Origin of the sequence: Mycobacterium sp. 3519A, from assembly GCF_900240945.1 — a bacterium.
Taxonomy (GTDB): domain Bacteria; phylum Actinomycetota; class Actinomycetes; order Mycobacteriales; family Mycobacteriaceae; genus Mycobacterium.
In genome coordinates this window covers 2,717,787-2,732,430 of the sequence record NZ_OESG01000014.1, presented here as the reverse complement: position 1 = coordinate 2,732,430, position 14,644 = coordinate 2,717,787, and the positions used below count along the sequence as shown (strand labels likewise).

The 14,644-nt window shown below is 67.2% G+C and carries 14 protein-coding genes and 1 pseudogene; 7 read left to right on the top strand and 8 right to left on the bottom strand.

Going from position 1 to position 14,644, the window contains the following annotated elements:
- Positions 1 to 990, bottom strand: a complete 990-nt coding sequence (locus tag C1A30_RS34485; RefSeq protein WP_101953102.1) for a malate dehydrogenase — start codon at positions 988 to 990, stop codon at positions 1 to 3.
- Between the two features lie 147 nt (positions 991 to 1,137).
- On the opposite strand from C1A30_RS34485, the gene corA reads away from it, so the two are divergent.
- Positions 1,138 to 2,241, top strand: a complete 1,104-nt coding sequence (gene corA / locus C1A30_RS34480) for a magnesium/cobalt transporter CorA (protein ID WP_200828507.1) — start codon at positions 1,138 to 1,140, stop codon at positions 2,239 to 2,241.
- Between the two features lie 74 nt (positions 2,242 to 2,315).
- Here the strand turns inward: corA and C1A30_RS34475 are convergent, their stop codons facing one another.
- From C1A30_RS34475 to C1A30_RS34450, 6 genes are all read right to left on the bottom strand, one after another.
- Complete coding sequence (locus C1A30_RS34475; protein ID WP_101952641.1) at positions 2,316 to 2,906, bottom strand: suppressor of fused domain protein; 591 nt, start codon at positions 2,904 to 2,906, stop codon at positions 2,316 to 2,318.
- Positions 2,903 to 4,102, bottom strand: a complete 1,200-nt coding sequence (locus tag C1A30_RS34470; RefSeq protein WP_101952640.1) for an ABC transporter ATP-binding protein — start codon at positions 4,100 to 4,102, stop codon at positions 2,903 to 2,905. The genes C1A30_RS34475 and C1A30_RS34470 overlap by 4 nt, the downstream gene beginning before the upstream one ends.
- Before the next feature lie 4 nt (positions 4,103 to 4,106).
- Positions 4,107 to 4,949, bottom strand: coding sequence for a carbohydrate ABC transporter permease (locus tag C1A30_RS34465; RefSeq protein WP_101952639.1), 843 nt, complete (start codon positions 4,947 to 4,949; stop codon positions 4,107 to 4,109).
- Positions 4,949 to 5,875: a carbohydrate ABC transporter permease gene (locus tag C1A30_RS34460; RefSeq protein WP_101952638.1), complete on the bottom strand. Its 927-nt coding sequence runs from the start codon at positions 5,873 to 5,875 to the stop codon at positions 4,949 to 4,951. Before C1A30_RS34460 ends, C1A30_RS34465 begins: the two co-directional genes overlap by 1 nt.
- Entirely contained in the window at positions 5,872 to 7,269 is a 1,398-nt protein-coding gene (locus C1A30_RS34455; protein ID WP_200828591.1) for an ABC transporter substrate-binding protein, read from the bottom strand. Before C1A30_RS34455 ends, C1A30_RS34460 begins: the two co-directional genes overlap by 4 nt.
- Positions 7,270 to 7,470: 201 nt before the next feature.
- Positions 7,471 to 7,998: a general stress protein gene (locus tag C1A30_RS34450; protein ID WP_101952637.1), complete on the bottom strand. Its 528-nt coding sequence runs from the start codon at positions 7,996 to 7,998 to the stop codon at positions 7,471 to 7,473.
- 107 nt (positions 7,999 to 8,105) lie between these two features.
- Between C1A30_RS34450 and C1A30_RS34445 the strand changes: the two genes are divergently transcribed.
- Positions 8,106 to 8,804, top strand: a complete 699-nt coding sequence (locus C1A30_RS34445) for a DUF4190 domain-containing protein (RefSeq protein WP_101952636.1) — start codon at positions 8,106 to 8,108, stop codon at positions 8,802 to 8,804.
- 2 nt (positions 8,805 to 8,806) lie between these two features.
- The gene (locus tag C1A30_RS34440; protein WP_101952635.1) at positions 8,807 to 9,184 is read left to right on the top strand and encodes a DUF4190 domain-containing protein; all 378 of its coding nucleotides are present in this window, start codon (positions 8,807 to 8,809) and stop codon (positions 9,182 to 9,184) included.
- A gap of 4 nt (positions 9,185 to 9,188) precedes the next feature.
- On the opposite strand, the gene C1A30_RS34435 is transcribed toward C1A30_RS34440, so the two are convergent.
- The gene (locus C1A30_RS34435; protein ID WP_101952634.1) at positions 9,189 to 10,145 is read right to left on the bottom strand and encodes a CoA ester lyase; all 957 of its coding nucleotides are present in this window, start codon (positions 10,143 to 10,145) and stop codon (positions 9,189 to 9,191) included.
- A 26-nt stretch (positions 10,146 to 10,171) separates the two neighbouring features.
- On the opposite strand from C1A30_RS34435, the gene C1A30_RS34430 reads away from it, so the two are divergent.
- The 4 genes and pseudogenes from C1A30_RS34430 to C1A30_RS34415 all read left to right on the top strand — a co-directional run bounded on the left by C1A30_RS34430 (position 10,172) and on the right by C1A30_RS34415 (position 14,639).
- Positions 10,172 to 11,494 carry a magnesium transporter MgtE N-terminal domain-containing protein gene (locus C1A30_RS34430; RefSeq protein WP_101952633.1) on the top strand — a complete coding sequence of 441 codons (1,323 nt, stop codon included), beginning with the start codon at positions 10,172 to 10,174 and terminating at the stop codon, positions 11,492 to 11,494.
- Positions 11,491 to 12,042: a DUF1003 domain-containing protein gene (locus tag C1A30_RS34425; RefSeq protein WP_101952632.1), complete on the top strand. Its 552-nt coding sequence runs from the start codon at positions 11,491 to 11,493 to the stop codon at positions 12,040 to 12,042. Before C1A30_RS34430 ends, C1A30_RS34425 begins: the two co-directional genes overlap by 4 nt.
- Before the next feature lie 144 nt (positions 12,043 to 12,186).
- Positions 12,187 to 13,463 (top strand): annotated as a pseudogene (locus tag C1A30_RS34420) (lytic transglycosylase domain-containing protein).
- A 33-nt stretch (positions 13,464 to 13,496) separates the two neighbouring features.
- Entirely contained in the window at positions 13,497 to 14,639 is a 1,143-nt protein-coding gene (locus tag C1A30_RS34415; RefSeq protein WP_200828506.1) for an Mrp/NBP35 family ATP-binding protein, read from the top strand.
- The last annotated feature ends 5 nt before the right edge of the window (positions 14,640 to 14,644 follow it).

Here is a 14,644-nt window from a genome sequence, read left to right as displayed (position 1 = left end):
TCAGATCAGTCCCAGCTCGGTAACGGCCTTGCGCTCGTCGGCGAGTTCGGCGGTGGACTTGTCGATCCGGCCGCGGGAGAACTCGTCGATCTCCAGCCCCTGCACGATGCTCCAGTTGCCGTCCTTGGTGGTCACCGGGAACGAGGAGATCAGGCCCTCGGGCACGCCGTAGCTGCCGTCGGAGATGACCGCCATCGACACCCAGTCGCCCTCGGCACTGCCGAGCAGCCAGTCCCGGGCCGCGTCGGTGGTCGCCGAGGCGGCGGAGGCAGCCGACGAGGCGCCCCGCGCGTCGATGATCGCCGCGCCGCGCTTGGCGACGGTGGGGATGAAGTCGTTCTCGATCCAGGCCTGGTCGTTGACCACCTCGGCGGCGTTCTTGCCGCCGACCTCGGCGTGGAAGATGTCCGGGTACTGGGTGGCCGAGTGGTTGCCCCAGATCGTCACCTTCTTGATGTCGGTGACCTTGGCGCCGGTCTTCTTGGCCAACTGGCTGATCGCGCGATTGTGGTCGAGGCGGGTCAGCGCCGAGAACCGCTCCTTGGGGATGTCCGGTGCGTTGCTCATCGCGATCAGGGCGTTGGTGTTGGCCGGGTTACCCGTCACGCCGATACGGATGTCGTCGGCAGCCACCTCGTTGAGCGCCTTGCCCTGGGCGGTGAAGATCGCGCCGTTGGCCTCGAGCAGATCGCTGCGCTCCATGCCAGGACCGCGCGGCCGGGCGCCGACCAGCAGGGCCAGGTTCGCGCCGTCGAAGATCTTGTTGGCATCCGAACCGATCTCGACGCCTGCCAGCAGCGGGAACGCGCAGTCGTCGAGTTCCATCACGACACCCTCGAGCGCCTTGAGCGCCGGCTCGATCTCCAGCAGCCGCAACTCGATCGGACGGTCGGGGCCCAGCAGCGACCCGCTCGCGAGGCGGAACAACAAGCTGTAGCCGATCTGGCCTGCGGCACCGGTGACGGCGACCTTGAGGGGAGTTGTGCTCACGTCGAATGCTCCTTGGGCGAAGTTCGATGCCCGCACCGCGGGCGAAGGTCTGTCCGGGACGAAACTAGCGCACTCGATTCTGCTGGCAATGTGTGGGTACATCGAGGCGCGTAGCATTAATCCGCTGATCAGACAGGGAGATGTGAGATGCCATCGTTTCGCGCATTGCCGTCATCCCTTCGGCCAGTGGCCAAGACCAAACACACCCACCCCGATCCGAAGTCGATTCATGTGCCGGTGGCCCGCGCGATGGTCGATTGCGGCATCTATGTCGACGGCCAGCGGGCGCCGGGCAAGCACACCCACGCGGCCGCGCTGACCAAGGTCCGCGAACTGGAGAGCGAAGGCAGCACCGCGTTCGTCTGGATCGGGCTGCATGAACCCGACGAACACCAGATGCAGGCGGTCGCCGACGTGTTCGGCCTGCACGAGTTGGCGGTCGAGGATGCGGTGCACGCGCATCAGCGGCCCAAGCTGGAGCGCTACGACAACACGTTGTTCCTGGTGCTGAAGACGGTCAAATACGTCGAGCACGCCTCGGTGTCGATCGCGCGGGAGATCGTCGAGACGGGCGAGATCATGATCTTCGTCGGCCCCGACTTCGTGGTGACCGTGCGCCACGGCGAGCACGGCGGGCTGGCCGGGCTGCGCAAGCAACTCGACGCATCACCGGCGACGTTGAAGCTCGGCCCCTACGCCGTCATGCACGCGATCGCCGACCACGTCGTCGACAACTATCTCGACATCACCGACCTCATCGAGACCGACATCGACGCGATGGAAGAAGACATCTTCTCGCCGCTGACGCAGACCAACATCGAGTGCATCTATCTGCTCAAGCGCGAGGTCGTCGAACTGCGCAGGGCGGTCGCGCCGCTGACGCTGGCGCTGCAGCGAATGGGCACCGACCACAACGACCTGATCTCGATCGAGGTGCGCCGCTATCTGCGCGACGTGCTGGACCACAACACGCAGGCCTCCGACCGGATCACCAGCTACGACGAGCTGTTGAGTTCGCTGGTGCAGGCCGCGCTCGGCAAGGTGGCGATGCAGCAGAACGTCGACATGCGCAAGATCTCCGCGTGGGTGGCGATCGCCGCCGTGCCGACGGCGATCGCGGGCATCTACGGCATGAACTTCGACCACATGCCCGAACTGCATTGGGTTTGGGGCTATCCCGCGGTGCTGCTCACGATGGTGATCGTCTGCTCGCTGTTGTACCGGACGTTCCGGCACAACCACTGGCTCTAAGTTTCGCCGAAACTGCATTGCGGCACGCTTCTTCTCGAACTTTCCGTGCTGGAATGCCGTTTCGGCGCTGAAAACTAGCTCGGCTGCGCGGCCCGCCTGGTGGGGTCCAGCACGTCGACGCCGTCCTGCGTCCACGCTTCGCGCATCGCGTCGGCACCTTTCAGCCGCACCCAGGCGGCTTCGGTGGCGGTGATCGGCGTGGCCGCCAGCAGCTTCACCGGCGGCAACGGGTCGGCCAGCGGCACATCGTCGATGTCGCTGGGGCTCAACAAGAATGCGGTGAACGGTGCCGCATCCCACAGCGGCGTCTCCAGGTCGATCAACGCGTCGGGCTCCAGGATCAACCCTTCGACGGCGGGCGCGGCGGCCACGATCGCGATCGAGCGGGCCAGTCCCGTGGGTGACGGGCCCCGCAACGCGACAACGATCTCGGCTCGCGGACCGTGCAGCGCGTCGGTCACCATCTCCGTCGGATCGAACATCGGGTTGCGCGAACAGCCAACCGACACATAGTGACTCACGTCGTCGTCGGGACCGAAGCGCAGCACGTCGATGCGCTCGGTGCCGAGGAAGGTCACGCTCGCCTCGTCGGGTTCCGCGGTGAAGCCGGCGCGGGCGAAGTGCTCGCCGAGGTGCGAGCGGACCTTCGCGATGACGTCGATCACTCGGCGGGTGCGGGTTGCTCCTGCCCGCCCTCGGGCTCGAGCATCAGGTTCGCGCCGGTGTCGGCGTCGAAGACCACGATCTTGGAGGTGTCGAACGCCAACTCCATCGGCTGGCCGGGTGTCACCTTCGATTCAGTGGAAACCCGTGCGACGAACTCGTTTTCAGCGACGCCGGAGTCGGCCGCCAACTCGGCCAGCTGAGCGGCCTGCGCGCCTTCGCCTTCGGTCTTGAAGTGGACGTACTTGTCGGCACCCAGCGACTCGACGAAGTCGACCTTCACGCCGAAGGTCAGCGCGCGGATCCGCGCGTAGGTGTCGATCAGTGCGGCGTCCTCGAGGTGTTCGGGCCGGATCCCGACGATCACGTTGTTGGGCTTCGGGTGTTTGGCGATCCGGTCGTGCACTTCCTGGGTGAGCGTGACCTCGCCGAATGGCAATCGCACACCGATGTCGGTGAGGCTGGCCGGGAAGAAGTTCATGGCCGGTGAGCCGATGAAGCCCGCGACGAACAGGTTGGCCGGGTGGTTGTACAGCTCCTCCGGCGTGCCGATCTGCTGTGCGACGCCCGCGAGCATGACGACCACCCGGTCCCCCAGTGTCATCGCCTCGGTCTGATCGTGGGTGACGTAGACGGTGGTGGTGCCCAACCTGTTCTGCAGCCGCGCGATCTCGGCGCGCATCTGCACCCGCAGCTTGGCGTCGAGGTTCGACAGCGGCTCGTCCATCAGGAAGGCCTTGGGATTGCGCACGATCGCGCGGCCCATCGCCACCCGCTGCCGCTGCCCGCCGGACAGCTGGGCGGGTTTGCGGTCCAGAAGCTCGGTCAGGTCAAGGATTTTCGCGGCCTCGTCGACCTTGCCGGCGATCTCATCCTTGCTCATCTTCGCCAGGGTCAGCGGGAAGGCGATGTTCTGCCGGACCGTCATGTGCGGATACAGCGCGTAGGACTGGAACACCATCGCGATGTCGCGGTCCTTCGGCGCCTTCTCGTTGACCCGCTCGCCGCCGATGCGCAATTCACCCGACGTGATGTCCTCGAGGCCGGCGATCATGTTCAGCGTCGTGGACTTTCCGCATCCGGACGGGCCCACCAGAATGATGAACTCCCCGTCGACGATGGTGATCGACAACTCTTTCACCGCCGTCGCGCCGTTGGGGTAACTCTTGGTCACCCGGTCCAACACAATTTCGGCCATGGAGCTATCCCTTCACCGCACCGGACGTCAGGCCGGCGACGATCCGTCGTTGGAAAATCAGGACAAAGATAACGATCGGGATGGTGATCACCATCGCCCCGGCGGCAATCGAACCGGTCGGCTCCTCGAATTGCGAACTGCCGGTGAAGTTGGCGATCGCCACCGGCGCGGTGATCGCCCGCTGCGTCGCCGTCAGCGACAACGCCAGCAGCAGGTCGTTCCACGCGAAGATGAACACCAGGATCGCGGCGGTGACGATGCCCGGCGCGGCAAGTGGCGCAATCACTTTCCGGAATGCCTGGGCCGGTGTGGCGCCGTCCATCTTCGCGGCCTTCTCCAGATCCCACGGGATCTCGCGGAAGAACGCCGACAGCGTGTAGATGGCCAGCGGCAGCGCGAAGGTGATGTACGGGATGATCAGGCCCGGCCACGTGTCGAACAGCCCGATGCTGCGCCACATGTTGAATATCGGCGTGACCAACGAGATCTGCGGGAACATCGCGATCAGCAGCGCCACCCCGACCAGTAGCCGCTTACCCGGAAACGACAGCCGCGCAACGGCATAGGCTGCCATGCCGCCCACCGTCACCGCGATCACCGTGGTGATCAACCCGATCCCGATGGAATTGATCAGCGCCGAGGTGAAGATGTCGCCTTGGAAGATGCCCTTGTAGTTGTCGAAGGTGATCTGGGTGGGAATCAGCTTGCCGTCTTTGACGGTTGACGTCGGCTTGAGCGACAGGCTGAGGATCCACAGCACCGGAAACAGCGCGTACACCACAACCAGGATGTTGACGACGGTCCAGCCCGTCGCCCGTCCCGCGCCGACCCGTTCAGACGTCGACATCAGCGCCTCTCTTCTTCCGACCCGGGCGCCGCGGCACCGAAGAGCTTGATGTAGATGAACGCGATGAGCGCCACCGACAGGAAGATCAGCACGCTGATCGCCGACCCGAGACCGAGGTTGAACGCCTTGAACAGGTTGTCGTAGCCCAGGATCGACACTGACCCCGTCTCGTTGGCGCCGCCGGTGAGCACATAGATGTTGTCGAAGATCCGGAACGCGTCAAGGGTGCGGAACAGCAGCGCCACCAGGATGGCCGGTTTGATCAGCGGCAGAATCACTTTGACCAACCGCCGCCAGGCACCCGCGCCGTCGACCTGCGCGGCGTTCAGCAGATCCTGCGGCACCAGCGCCAAGCCGGCGAGCAGCAGCAGGGCCATGAACGGCGTCGTCTTCCACACCTCGGCCAGCACCACGATCGCCAGCGACGGAATCTGTTGGGTCAGCGGCGCGCTGCCATCGGGCAGCAGGTTGGCCAGATAGCCGGTGCCCGGTGTCCACGCGTAATACCAGCTGTACGACGCGGCGACGGTGACGATGCCGTACGGGATCAGGATCGCGGTGCGCACCACACCTTTACCGAAGATGGTGCGGTGCATGACCAGTGCCAGCGCCATGCCGAGCACGAACTCGATCGCCACCGACACCACGGTGATCGCCAGCGTCACCACGAACGCCGTCCACCAATACCGGTCGGACAGCACGGTGATGTAGTTGCCCAGCCCGACGAACGCCGTGTCGTCCGGGGTGGCGAGGTTGTAGCGCTGCAGGCTCAGCCACACCGCGTACCCGATCGGATACGCGGTGACCAACAGCATCAGCAGCACCGCCGGAGCGATCAGCAGGTACGCCAGCCGCCGTTCCGACTTCTTGTCGTCGGTGCCGACGGTCGGCGCAGCGGGCGTGGGAGCCGGCGCAACAGCGGTCATGGGATCAGCCCCTTACCGTCGATTGCCTTCTGCACCTGGGTGGTCAGCTCGTCGGCGGTGCGTTCCGGATCGATGGCGGTGATCGGCGCCAGGGTGACCGAGATGCGCGTCGACACCGCCTGGTAGACCGGCGTCGCCGGGCGCACCGCGGCGTCGGTGAGCTGCTCCTTGATGATCGCGTACTGCGGGTACTTGGCCTGGAAGGTGGGGTCGTCGTACAGCGACGCCCGTACCGCGGGCAGGCCGCCTTCGACCGATGTGTACCGCTGATTGTCGACGTTGCGCAGACAGCGGATGGCTTCGAACGCCTCGGTGCGGTGCTGGGATGTCTTGGCGACCGCGAGATTCAGCCCGCCCAGCGTCACCTTGGCGGGCTGACCTGGCTGCACTCCCGGGTAGTTCGCGAATCCGAACACCTTCTTGCTGGCCTCGTACGCCGATTTGAACTGCTCATCGGTGGGCGAGAACGTCCCGACGTCGTTGATGCTGCCCTCCAGGTCGGACTGCTTGTCCAGCGGCAGGAAGCTCACACCACCCTTGACGGCGTTCTCCAGCATCGACGGCAGCACGAACGGCCAGTTCACTTCCAGCGCGGCTTTGCCCTGTTCGAGCGCGAGCCTGGCGGTCCCCTCGTCGGTCTGCGTGATCGACGGATCCGCCCCCGGCGCGGTAGCAACGGCCTTCATGATCTGCAGTGCCTTGACGGTGGCGGCGCGGTGTTCCGGTGTGTCGGTCAGTGTGACGGTTTTCCCGTCGTCGGAAAGCACTTGACCGCCAGCGCTTTCCAGCAAGGTGTTGAACCACACGACCAGACCTTCGTACTGCTTGGCCTGAACGGCGATCCAACTGGGTTTGCCCGCCGCGTGCAGTCGCGTCGCCTCGGCCACCATGTCGTCCCACGTCTTCGGCGGCTCGTCCATCAAATCGGCGCGGTACCAAAGCAATTGGGTATTCGTCGTGACCGGTGCGGCGTAGAGCTTGCCCTGCCAGGTGGCCGTCTGAAGCGGCCCTGGCAGCGTGTCGCTCTTGGCGTCGGTCTCGGCCTTGCCCGCCGGATCGTCGGAAAGCGGCAACGCCCAACCGGCTTCGGCGAACTCGGCGGTCCACACCACGTCGAGCGCCATCACGTCCAGCGTCTTGTCGTTGCCGGTGAGCCGCCGCGCCAACTGCAACCGCTGGTCGTCGGCGCCCTTCGGCAAGCTGATTTGCTGAATCGTGAAGCGGCCGCCGAGTTCGTCGTTGCAGCGCTTGGCCACCGCCGTGAACGTGGCCATCTCGTTAGCCGGGGTGTAGAAATTGATGACGGTTCCGCCGCCGTTGGATGCACACGCGGATACCACCGACGCAGTCGTCAACGCGGCCAATGCCGCAGCACCTAGCCGCCGTGGGCCCACCACTGAAACTCCCGTCTGACGGGACTGTCCCGCGGGCAAACCGTATTGCCAGTCAGGCGTGATACGCAACACTTTCGCTGCGCGCGTCGCACACCGTTACGCAATTGCTGTGGACCCACGCGCAAGCTGGGGACGACCGCAAACTGCCAGCTGCCACCGGCGTGTCGACGTGCAGACGCGGTCGCTCGCGGCTAAAGGTGGTCAGATCGTCAAGCGCGCCAGCAGATCCCGGCCACGCTCGGCGTTCTGCGGATCGCAGAGCACGTCGTAGCGACCGGCGACCAGCTGCATGGTCGAGCTGAAATCTCTTGTGCCGCGCGCCATCGCATAGGGGATGGCGGAGGTGATCAGGCCGAAGAACACGCCGGCGACGAGCCCGGTGGCCAGCGCGCCCCACGGGCTGGGGCTGAAGAAGCCGAGGATCAGGCCGATGAACAGGCCCAGCCACGCGCCGGTGAGCACACCGCCGCCGAGCACCTTCGGCCAGGTCAGCCTGCCGGTGACACGTTCCACCTGCATCAGGTCGACGCCGACGATGGTCACCTGCTGCACCGGGAACTGTTGGTCGGACAGGTAGTCGACCGCGCGCTGAGCCTCGGCGTAGGTCGGGTACGAACCGATGGGCCACCCCTTCGGCGGGGTGGGCAGAGGGGCCGGGCCACCGCGCCCCGCAGTTGCGCTGCCCGGTGTTGCGCCCGGGGCTTGTCCTGGCTGAAACGGGCTGGTCATCGCTGCTCCATCTCCTCTGTGCGCGCCTGTTTTGCGTATCGTTTCTCATCCGGATCAACGCTACGACGGCCGCATTGGTGCCCAGTACTTGCGCTAGGTTGATCAGCATGACAAATCCGGGCGAGGACGCAGGCCAAACGGCATCATCCGACTCCAGCGGCGAGGCGTCGGAGCCGGCGTCCGGCGGCTACGAGGCGCCCTCGATCGAGCAGTCCGGAGAGAACACCGCACAATCCGGCGAGCAGTCCAGCGAACAATCCGGCTACACCCCGCCGCCCGCGTACAGCCCGCCCCCGGTCTACGAGACGCCCAGCTATCCGCAGCAGCCCGGCTACCCGGGTTTCCCGCCGCCCGAACCGCCACAACCTCCGTCATACCCGGCGCCCGACGCCGCCCAACCCGGCTACCCGCCGCCGCCCTACCCCGGCCCCGCCCGCTATGGCGCACCGTCATACCCGCCGCCGCAGTACGGCGCACCGCAGTTCGGCGGCCAGGTGCCCGGCTATCCCCCACCGCCCCCTGGCTACGGGCCGCCGCCGATGGGCTATCCGGCACCCGAGTACTCGCCCTACGGCCCTCCGCAGCCGAAAACCAACTCGCTGGCGATCGCGTCGCTGGTGGCCTCGCTGGTCGGGTTCCTGTGCTGGCTCGGCTCCATCGCGGGCATCGCACTGGGCATCGTCGCGATGAACCAGATCAAGCGGACAGGCGAACAGGGCCACGGCTTCGCGGTCGCCGGTATCGCGATCGGAGCGCTGTCGCTGGTCGTCGGCCTCATCTTCTTCGTGGTGGCGTTCAGTAGCTGACGATGACGGCCAGCGACCCGGATCCCAATCCGCCCGTCGACTATCCGGCGGATTACGGGTTGCCGCCGCCGGTGTACCCGCCGCCGGGTTATCCGGGTTACTACGACCCGTATCGACCGATCAGGCCGCCGGGCATCAACAGCAAGGCGATCGGCTCGCTGGTGACGTCGCTGGCCGGGCTGTTCTGCTGCGGGCTGCCGTCGATCGTCGGCCTGGTGCTGGGCGTGGTGGCCATGCGCGAAACCAAACGCACCGGCCAGGACGGCTACGTGCTGGCGTTGGTGGGCACGATCATCGGCGGCTTAGCCGTCGCGGGCTGGCTGCTCTACGTGCTGTTGTCGATCAGCATCTACGCCAGCGGCTGGCAGTGGGCGCCGTGACGCGCTAGCTCGGCGGCCGGAATGGTTCGGTGGTGCGCTGCATACCCGCGGCGCGGCCCTTGCCCGCGATCACCAACGCCATCTTGCGGCTGGCCTCGTCGATCATCTCGTCGCCGAGCATCGCCGCTCCGCGGGCCCCGCCCGCACGTGACGTGTGCCATTCGTAGGCCTCGAGGATCAACTCGGCGTGGTCGTAGTCCTTCTGCCGCGGGCTGAAAACCTCGTTGCCCGCCGCGATCTGATCCGGGTGCAGCACCCACTTGCCGTCGTAGCCCAATGCCGCCGACCGCCCCGCGACCCGACGGAAACCGCCGACGTCGCGCAGCTTCAGATACGGGCCGTCGATCGCGAGCACACCATGGGTGCGGGCCGCGATCAGAATCCGCATCAGCACATGGTGATGTGCGTCGCCGACGTCGTAACCTTCCGGCTGCTCACCGACTTCCAGCGTGCGCATGTTGAGGCTGGCCGCCATGTCGGCGGGCCCGAGGATCAGCGCCTGCATGCGGGGACCCGCCGCGATGGGGTCAATGTTGGTCAGCCCCTGCGCGTTTTCGATCTGTGCCTCAATTCCAATGCGGCCCAACGGAAGTCCGTGAGTGGTCTCGAGTTGGGTCAGCAGGAGGTCGAGGGCGTGGATGTGTGAAACGTCGGTCACCTTGGGCAGCACGACGATGTCGAGTGACGCGCCCGCGGTCGAAACCACCTCGATGATGTCGGCGTAGGTCCACGGCGTGGTCCAGTCGTTGACCCGCACGCCGCGCAGTTGGCCCGCCCATCCCGGTTCGGCGAGGGCGACGGCCACCTGGGTGCGCGCCTGCGCCTTCGCGTCGGGTGCGACGGCGTCTTCCAGATCGAGGAACACCTCATCGGCGGGCAGGGTCTTTGCCTTGTCGATCATCTTGGGGTTGCTGCCCGGCACCGAAAGACAGGTTCGACGGGGTCGATACGCGTTTTCCACAAGGACACTCTCTACTCTCTACAGACATGGCGGCGGTCAACAGGGTGTACGCGGCACGGCTCGCGGGGATGGTGGTGCTCGGCCCGGACGGCGAGTCCATCGGCCGCGTGCGCGACCTGGTGATCAGCATCGGTGTCGCGGGTCATCAGCCGCGGGTGCTCGGTCTTGTCGTCGAATTGCTCACTCGCCGAAGGATTTTCGTTCCGATACTGCGCGTGACGGCCATCGAGCCCAGCGCCGTCACCCTCGCGACGGGCAATGTCTCGCTGCGCCGGTTCTCCAAACGCCCCAACGAGGTGCTCGTGCTCGGCGAGGTGATCGAGACCCGGGTCCGCGTCGACGACCCCGATCTACCCGAGCTGAGCGGAATCGACGTCGTGGTGGTCGATCTCGGCATCGAGCAGACCCGCACCAGGGACTGGGTGGTGACCAGAGTCGCGGTGCGCCCGCAACGCAGGCTCGGCCGCCGTAGCAACGTTTCCATCGTCGATTGGAACCGGGTGCACGGGCTGACGCCGTCCGGGCTCGCGATGCCCGACCAGGGCGTCGGACAGCTGCTCGAACAGTTCGAGGGCCAGCGCCCCATCGAGGTTGCCGAAGCGCTGCGCGAGCTGCCCGCCAAGCGCCGGTTGGAGGTGGTCAAGGCGCTCGACGACGAGCGGCTGGCCGACGTGCTGCAGGAGTTGCCCGAGGACGAGCAGGCCGACGTGCTGCGCAAGCTGGAGGCCGAGCGCGCCGCCGACGTGCTCGAGGCGATGGATCCCGACGACGCCGCCGACCTGCTCGGCACGATGACGCCTGCCGACGCCGAACAGTTCCTGCGCCGGATGGATCCCGAGGACTCCGAGGACGTGCGACGGCTGCTCAGCCACTCGCCCGACACCGCGGGCGGCCTGATGACGTCCGAGCCGGTGGTGCTCGCACCCGACACCACGGTGGCCGAGGCGCTGGCCCGGGTCCGCGATCCCGATCTGACCCCCGCGGTGGCGTCGCTGGTGTTCGTCACCCGCCCGCCGACGGCTACGCCGACCGGACACTATCTGGGCTGCGTGCACCTGCAGCGGTTATTGCGTGAGCCGCCTGCGGTGCTGGTCAGCGGCATCGTCGACACCGATCTGCCGAGCTTGAGCCCTGCAGACCCGCTCGCAGCGGTGACCCGGTATTTCGCTGCCTACAATCTGGTCTGCGGTCCGGTTGTCGACGAGGAGAACCACCTGCTGGGCGCGGTGTCCGTCGACGACGTCCTCGACCATCTGCTGCCCGACGACTGGCGGGAACGCGAAGAACCTGAACTATCCAGCGCCGGTTCCGATGTCGCCGGCCGAGCGGCTCCGGAAGGATCCTCATGAGCGAGCCCTCGGCGCGTCAGCGGCTGGACACGCCGCGCACGTCGCGTCGCAGCTTCTCGCTCAGCGTCGACGCCGAAGCCGTCGGCCAATTCAGCGAATCGATCGCCCGTTTCCTCGGCACCGGGCGCTTCCTGGCCTGGCAGACCATCATCGTGGTGATCTGGATCAGTCTGAACCTGTTCGCCGTCAGCCTGCGATGGGACCCGTATCCGTTCATCCTGCTCAACCTCGCGTTTTCCACGCAGGCGGCATACGCGGCGCCGTTGATCCTGCTGGCGCAGAACCGCCAGGAGAACCGCGACCGGGTGGCGTTGGAAGAAGACCGGCGGCGCGCCGAACAAACCAAGGCCGACACCGAATATCTGGCCCGCGAACTGGCCGCACTGCGCCTGGCCGTCGGCGAGGTGGCGACCCGCGACTACCTGCGCCGCGAACTCGAAGAATTGCGCGAATTGCTGGCCGATCTACACTCCCCGCACCCGCCTTCGGACGGGGCAGCGACGACCGAATCGGACGGCTCGGATCGGCGGGCCAAACGACCTGGCTGAGCCGGGTATCGCCATTGCTGCAACGGCCGAAACCAGAGTAGGTATGGTGACTTGGTTCACCATTCACCGCACACTTAGGACGGTTGAGTGCACATAGGGGGTCGAGCCGCCGTTGACGCAGCGCGGCGCCGAGCACGGCGACTCGTGGGCAAACCTGCCTTCGGTGTTGTCATCCTCGCCCCGCTGATCCTCGCCGGCGCCGTCGGCGCGTCCGCACCGACACCGATCCGCGACTCCGCGGTGACACCACTGGCCGCCGTCTCGTCTTCGGCGACCCACCACGATGGTGCGTCCGTCGTCGCGGTCAAGAAGAGTCCGACGGCGTTTCACATCGCGGCGACCACGATCTCCGCTCCCCCGCCGTCGGCGGTGGTGAATTCTCCTGGGGCACTTCGCATTCCGGCGGTCGCGCTGTCGGCGTACCGCAACGCGGAGCGGATGATGGCGGCCGCCGACCCCAGGTGTGGCGTGAGCTGGAACCTGTTGGCGGGCATCGGACGCATCGAGTCGCTGCACGCCAACGGCGGGGCCACCGATTCGCGCGGCACCGCCGTGCAGCCCATCTACGGACCCACGCTGGACGGCACGCTGCCCGGCAACGAAGTCATCGTGCAGAGCCGCACCGCCAACCGGGTCACCTACGCGCGGGCGATGGGCCCGATGCAGTTCCTGCCCGGCACGTGGTCGCGCTACGCCAGCGACGGCGACGGTGACGGCAAGGCCGACGTGCAGAACGTCTACGACGCCTCGCTGGCGGCGGCCCGTTACCTGTGCAGCGGCGGGCTGAATCTGCGCGACCCCAGCCAGGTGATGTCGGCGATCCTTCGCTACAACAACTCGATCGCCTATGCCCGCAACGTGCTGGGCTGGGCCGCGGCCTACGCGACCGGTGTGGTGCCGGTGGATCTGCCGCCGATCACCGGGCCGGTGCCGCCGCTCGGCGACGCCCACCTGGACAACTACGAGGGCCTCGGCCCCGGGCTGCCAGCCAACGCGCTGGGCCTGCCCGCCAACGACCCGCTGGCGCTGATCCCGATGATGGGCCGCGGCGACGTCGCTAGCCAACTGTTCCCGGGTCAGGTGCTTGGCCCGCTGCCGGGGCCTGCGCCGCTGGTGGCGCCGCACCAGCCGGAGCCGCAGCAGCCCGCCCCGCCGCCGTGGCTGCCGCCCTGGATGCAGCAGCCGGCTGCGCCGCAGGAACAGCAGCGGCCCGCCGAATGCGCGGTCTTCTGCATCACCCCGGCGGCACCGGCGCCCAGCGTCGCACCGGCACCGGGTGACGCTCAGATGCTGCTACCGCAGGCCCGCCCGCCCCCGGCCCCGCGCCCGGTCCTGCGCCGGGGCCGCCGCCTGCCGAGGCCCCGGTACTACCGCAGGCACCGGGGCCCGCGCCCGGACCCGTGCCGGGACCGGTTGGTTAGGGACGCCCTCCAGTCGGCCTAGACTCGACGGTGATGTCTGCATCTCCCCCAGAGCTTGAAGCGGCGATCCGCGCCGCACTGACCAAGGTGATCGACCCGGAACTGCGTCGGCCGATCACCGAACTCGGCATGGTCAAGAGCGTCACCGTCGAGCCCGACGGAGCGGTTCATGTCGAGGTCTACCTGACCACCGCGGCCTGCCCGAAGAAGACGGAGATCTCCGAGCGGGTCAGCCGGGCGGTCGCCGACGTGCCTGGCACCGGCGCCGTCAAGGTCAGCCTCGACGTGATGAACGACGAGCAGCGCACCGAACTGCGCAAGCAGTTGCGCGGCGACGCCCGCGAACCGGTGATCCCGTTCGCGCAACCGGGCTCACTGACCCGGGTGTACGCCGTGGCGTCGGGCAAGGGCGGTGTCGGCAAGTCCAGCGTCACGGTCAACCTGGCCGCCGCGATGGCCGCGCGCGGATTGTCCGTCGGCGTGCTGGACGCCGACATCTACGGGCATTCGGTGCCGCGGATGATGGGCACCACCGACCGGCCGACACAGGTCGAGTCGATGATCCTCCCGCCGGTCGCCCACGATGTGCGGGTCATCTCGATCGCGATGTTCACCCAGGGCAACACCCCGGTGGTGTGGCGCGGGCCGATGCTGCACCGCGCGCTGCAGCAGTTCCTGGCCGACGTGTACTGGGGCGACCTCGACGTGCTGCTGCTCGACTTGCCGCCCGGTACCGGTGACATCGCGATCTCGGTGGCGCAGCTGATCCCGGGCGCCGACATCCTGGTCGTGACGACCCCGCAGTTGGCGGCCGCCGAGGTGGCCGAACGGGCGGGCGCGATCGCGCTGCAGACCAAACAACGGATCGCCGGCGTGGTCGAGAACATGTCCGGACTGCTGATGCCCGACGGCACGACCATGCAGATCTTCGGCGAGGGCGGCGGCAAGCAGGTGGCCGAGAGTCTGTCCCGGTCGGTCGGCGCGGATGTGCCTCTGCTGGGCCAGGTTCCGCTCGACCCGGCGCTGGTTTCCGCCGGTGATGCCGGGGTGCCGCTGGTGTTGTCGGCGCCGGATTCGGCGGCGGGCAAGGAGCTTCGCAAGATCGCTGACGCGCTGTCCAGCCGCAAGCGTGGGCTGGCAGGCATGTCGCTGGGGCTGGACCCCGCAGGGCGGTAGCGCCT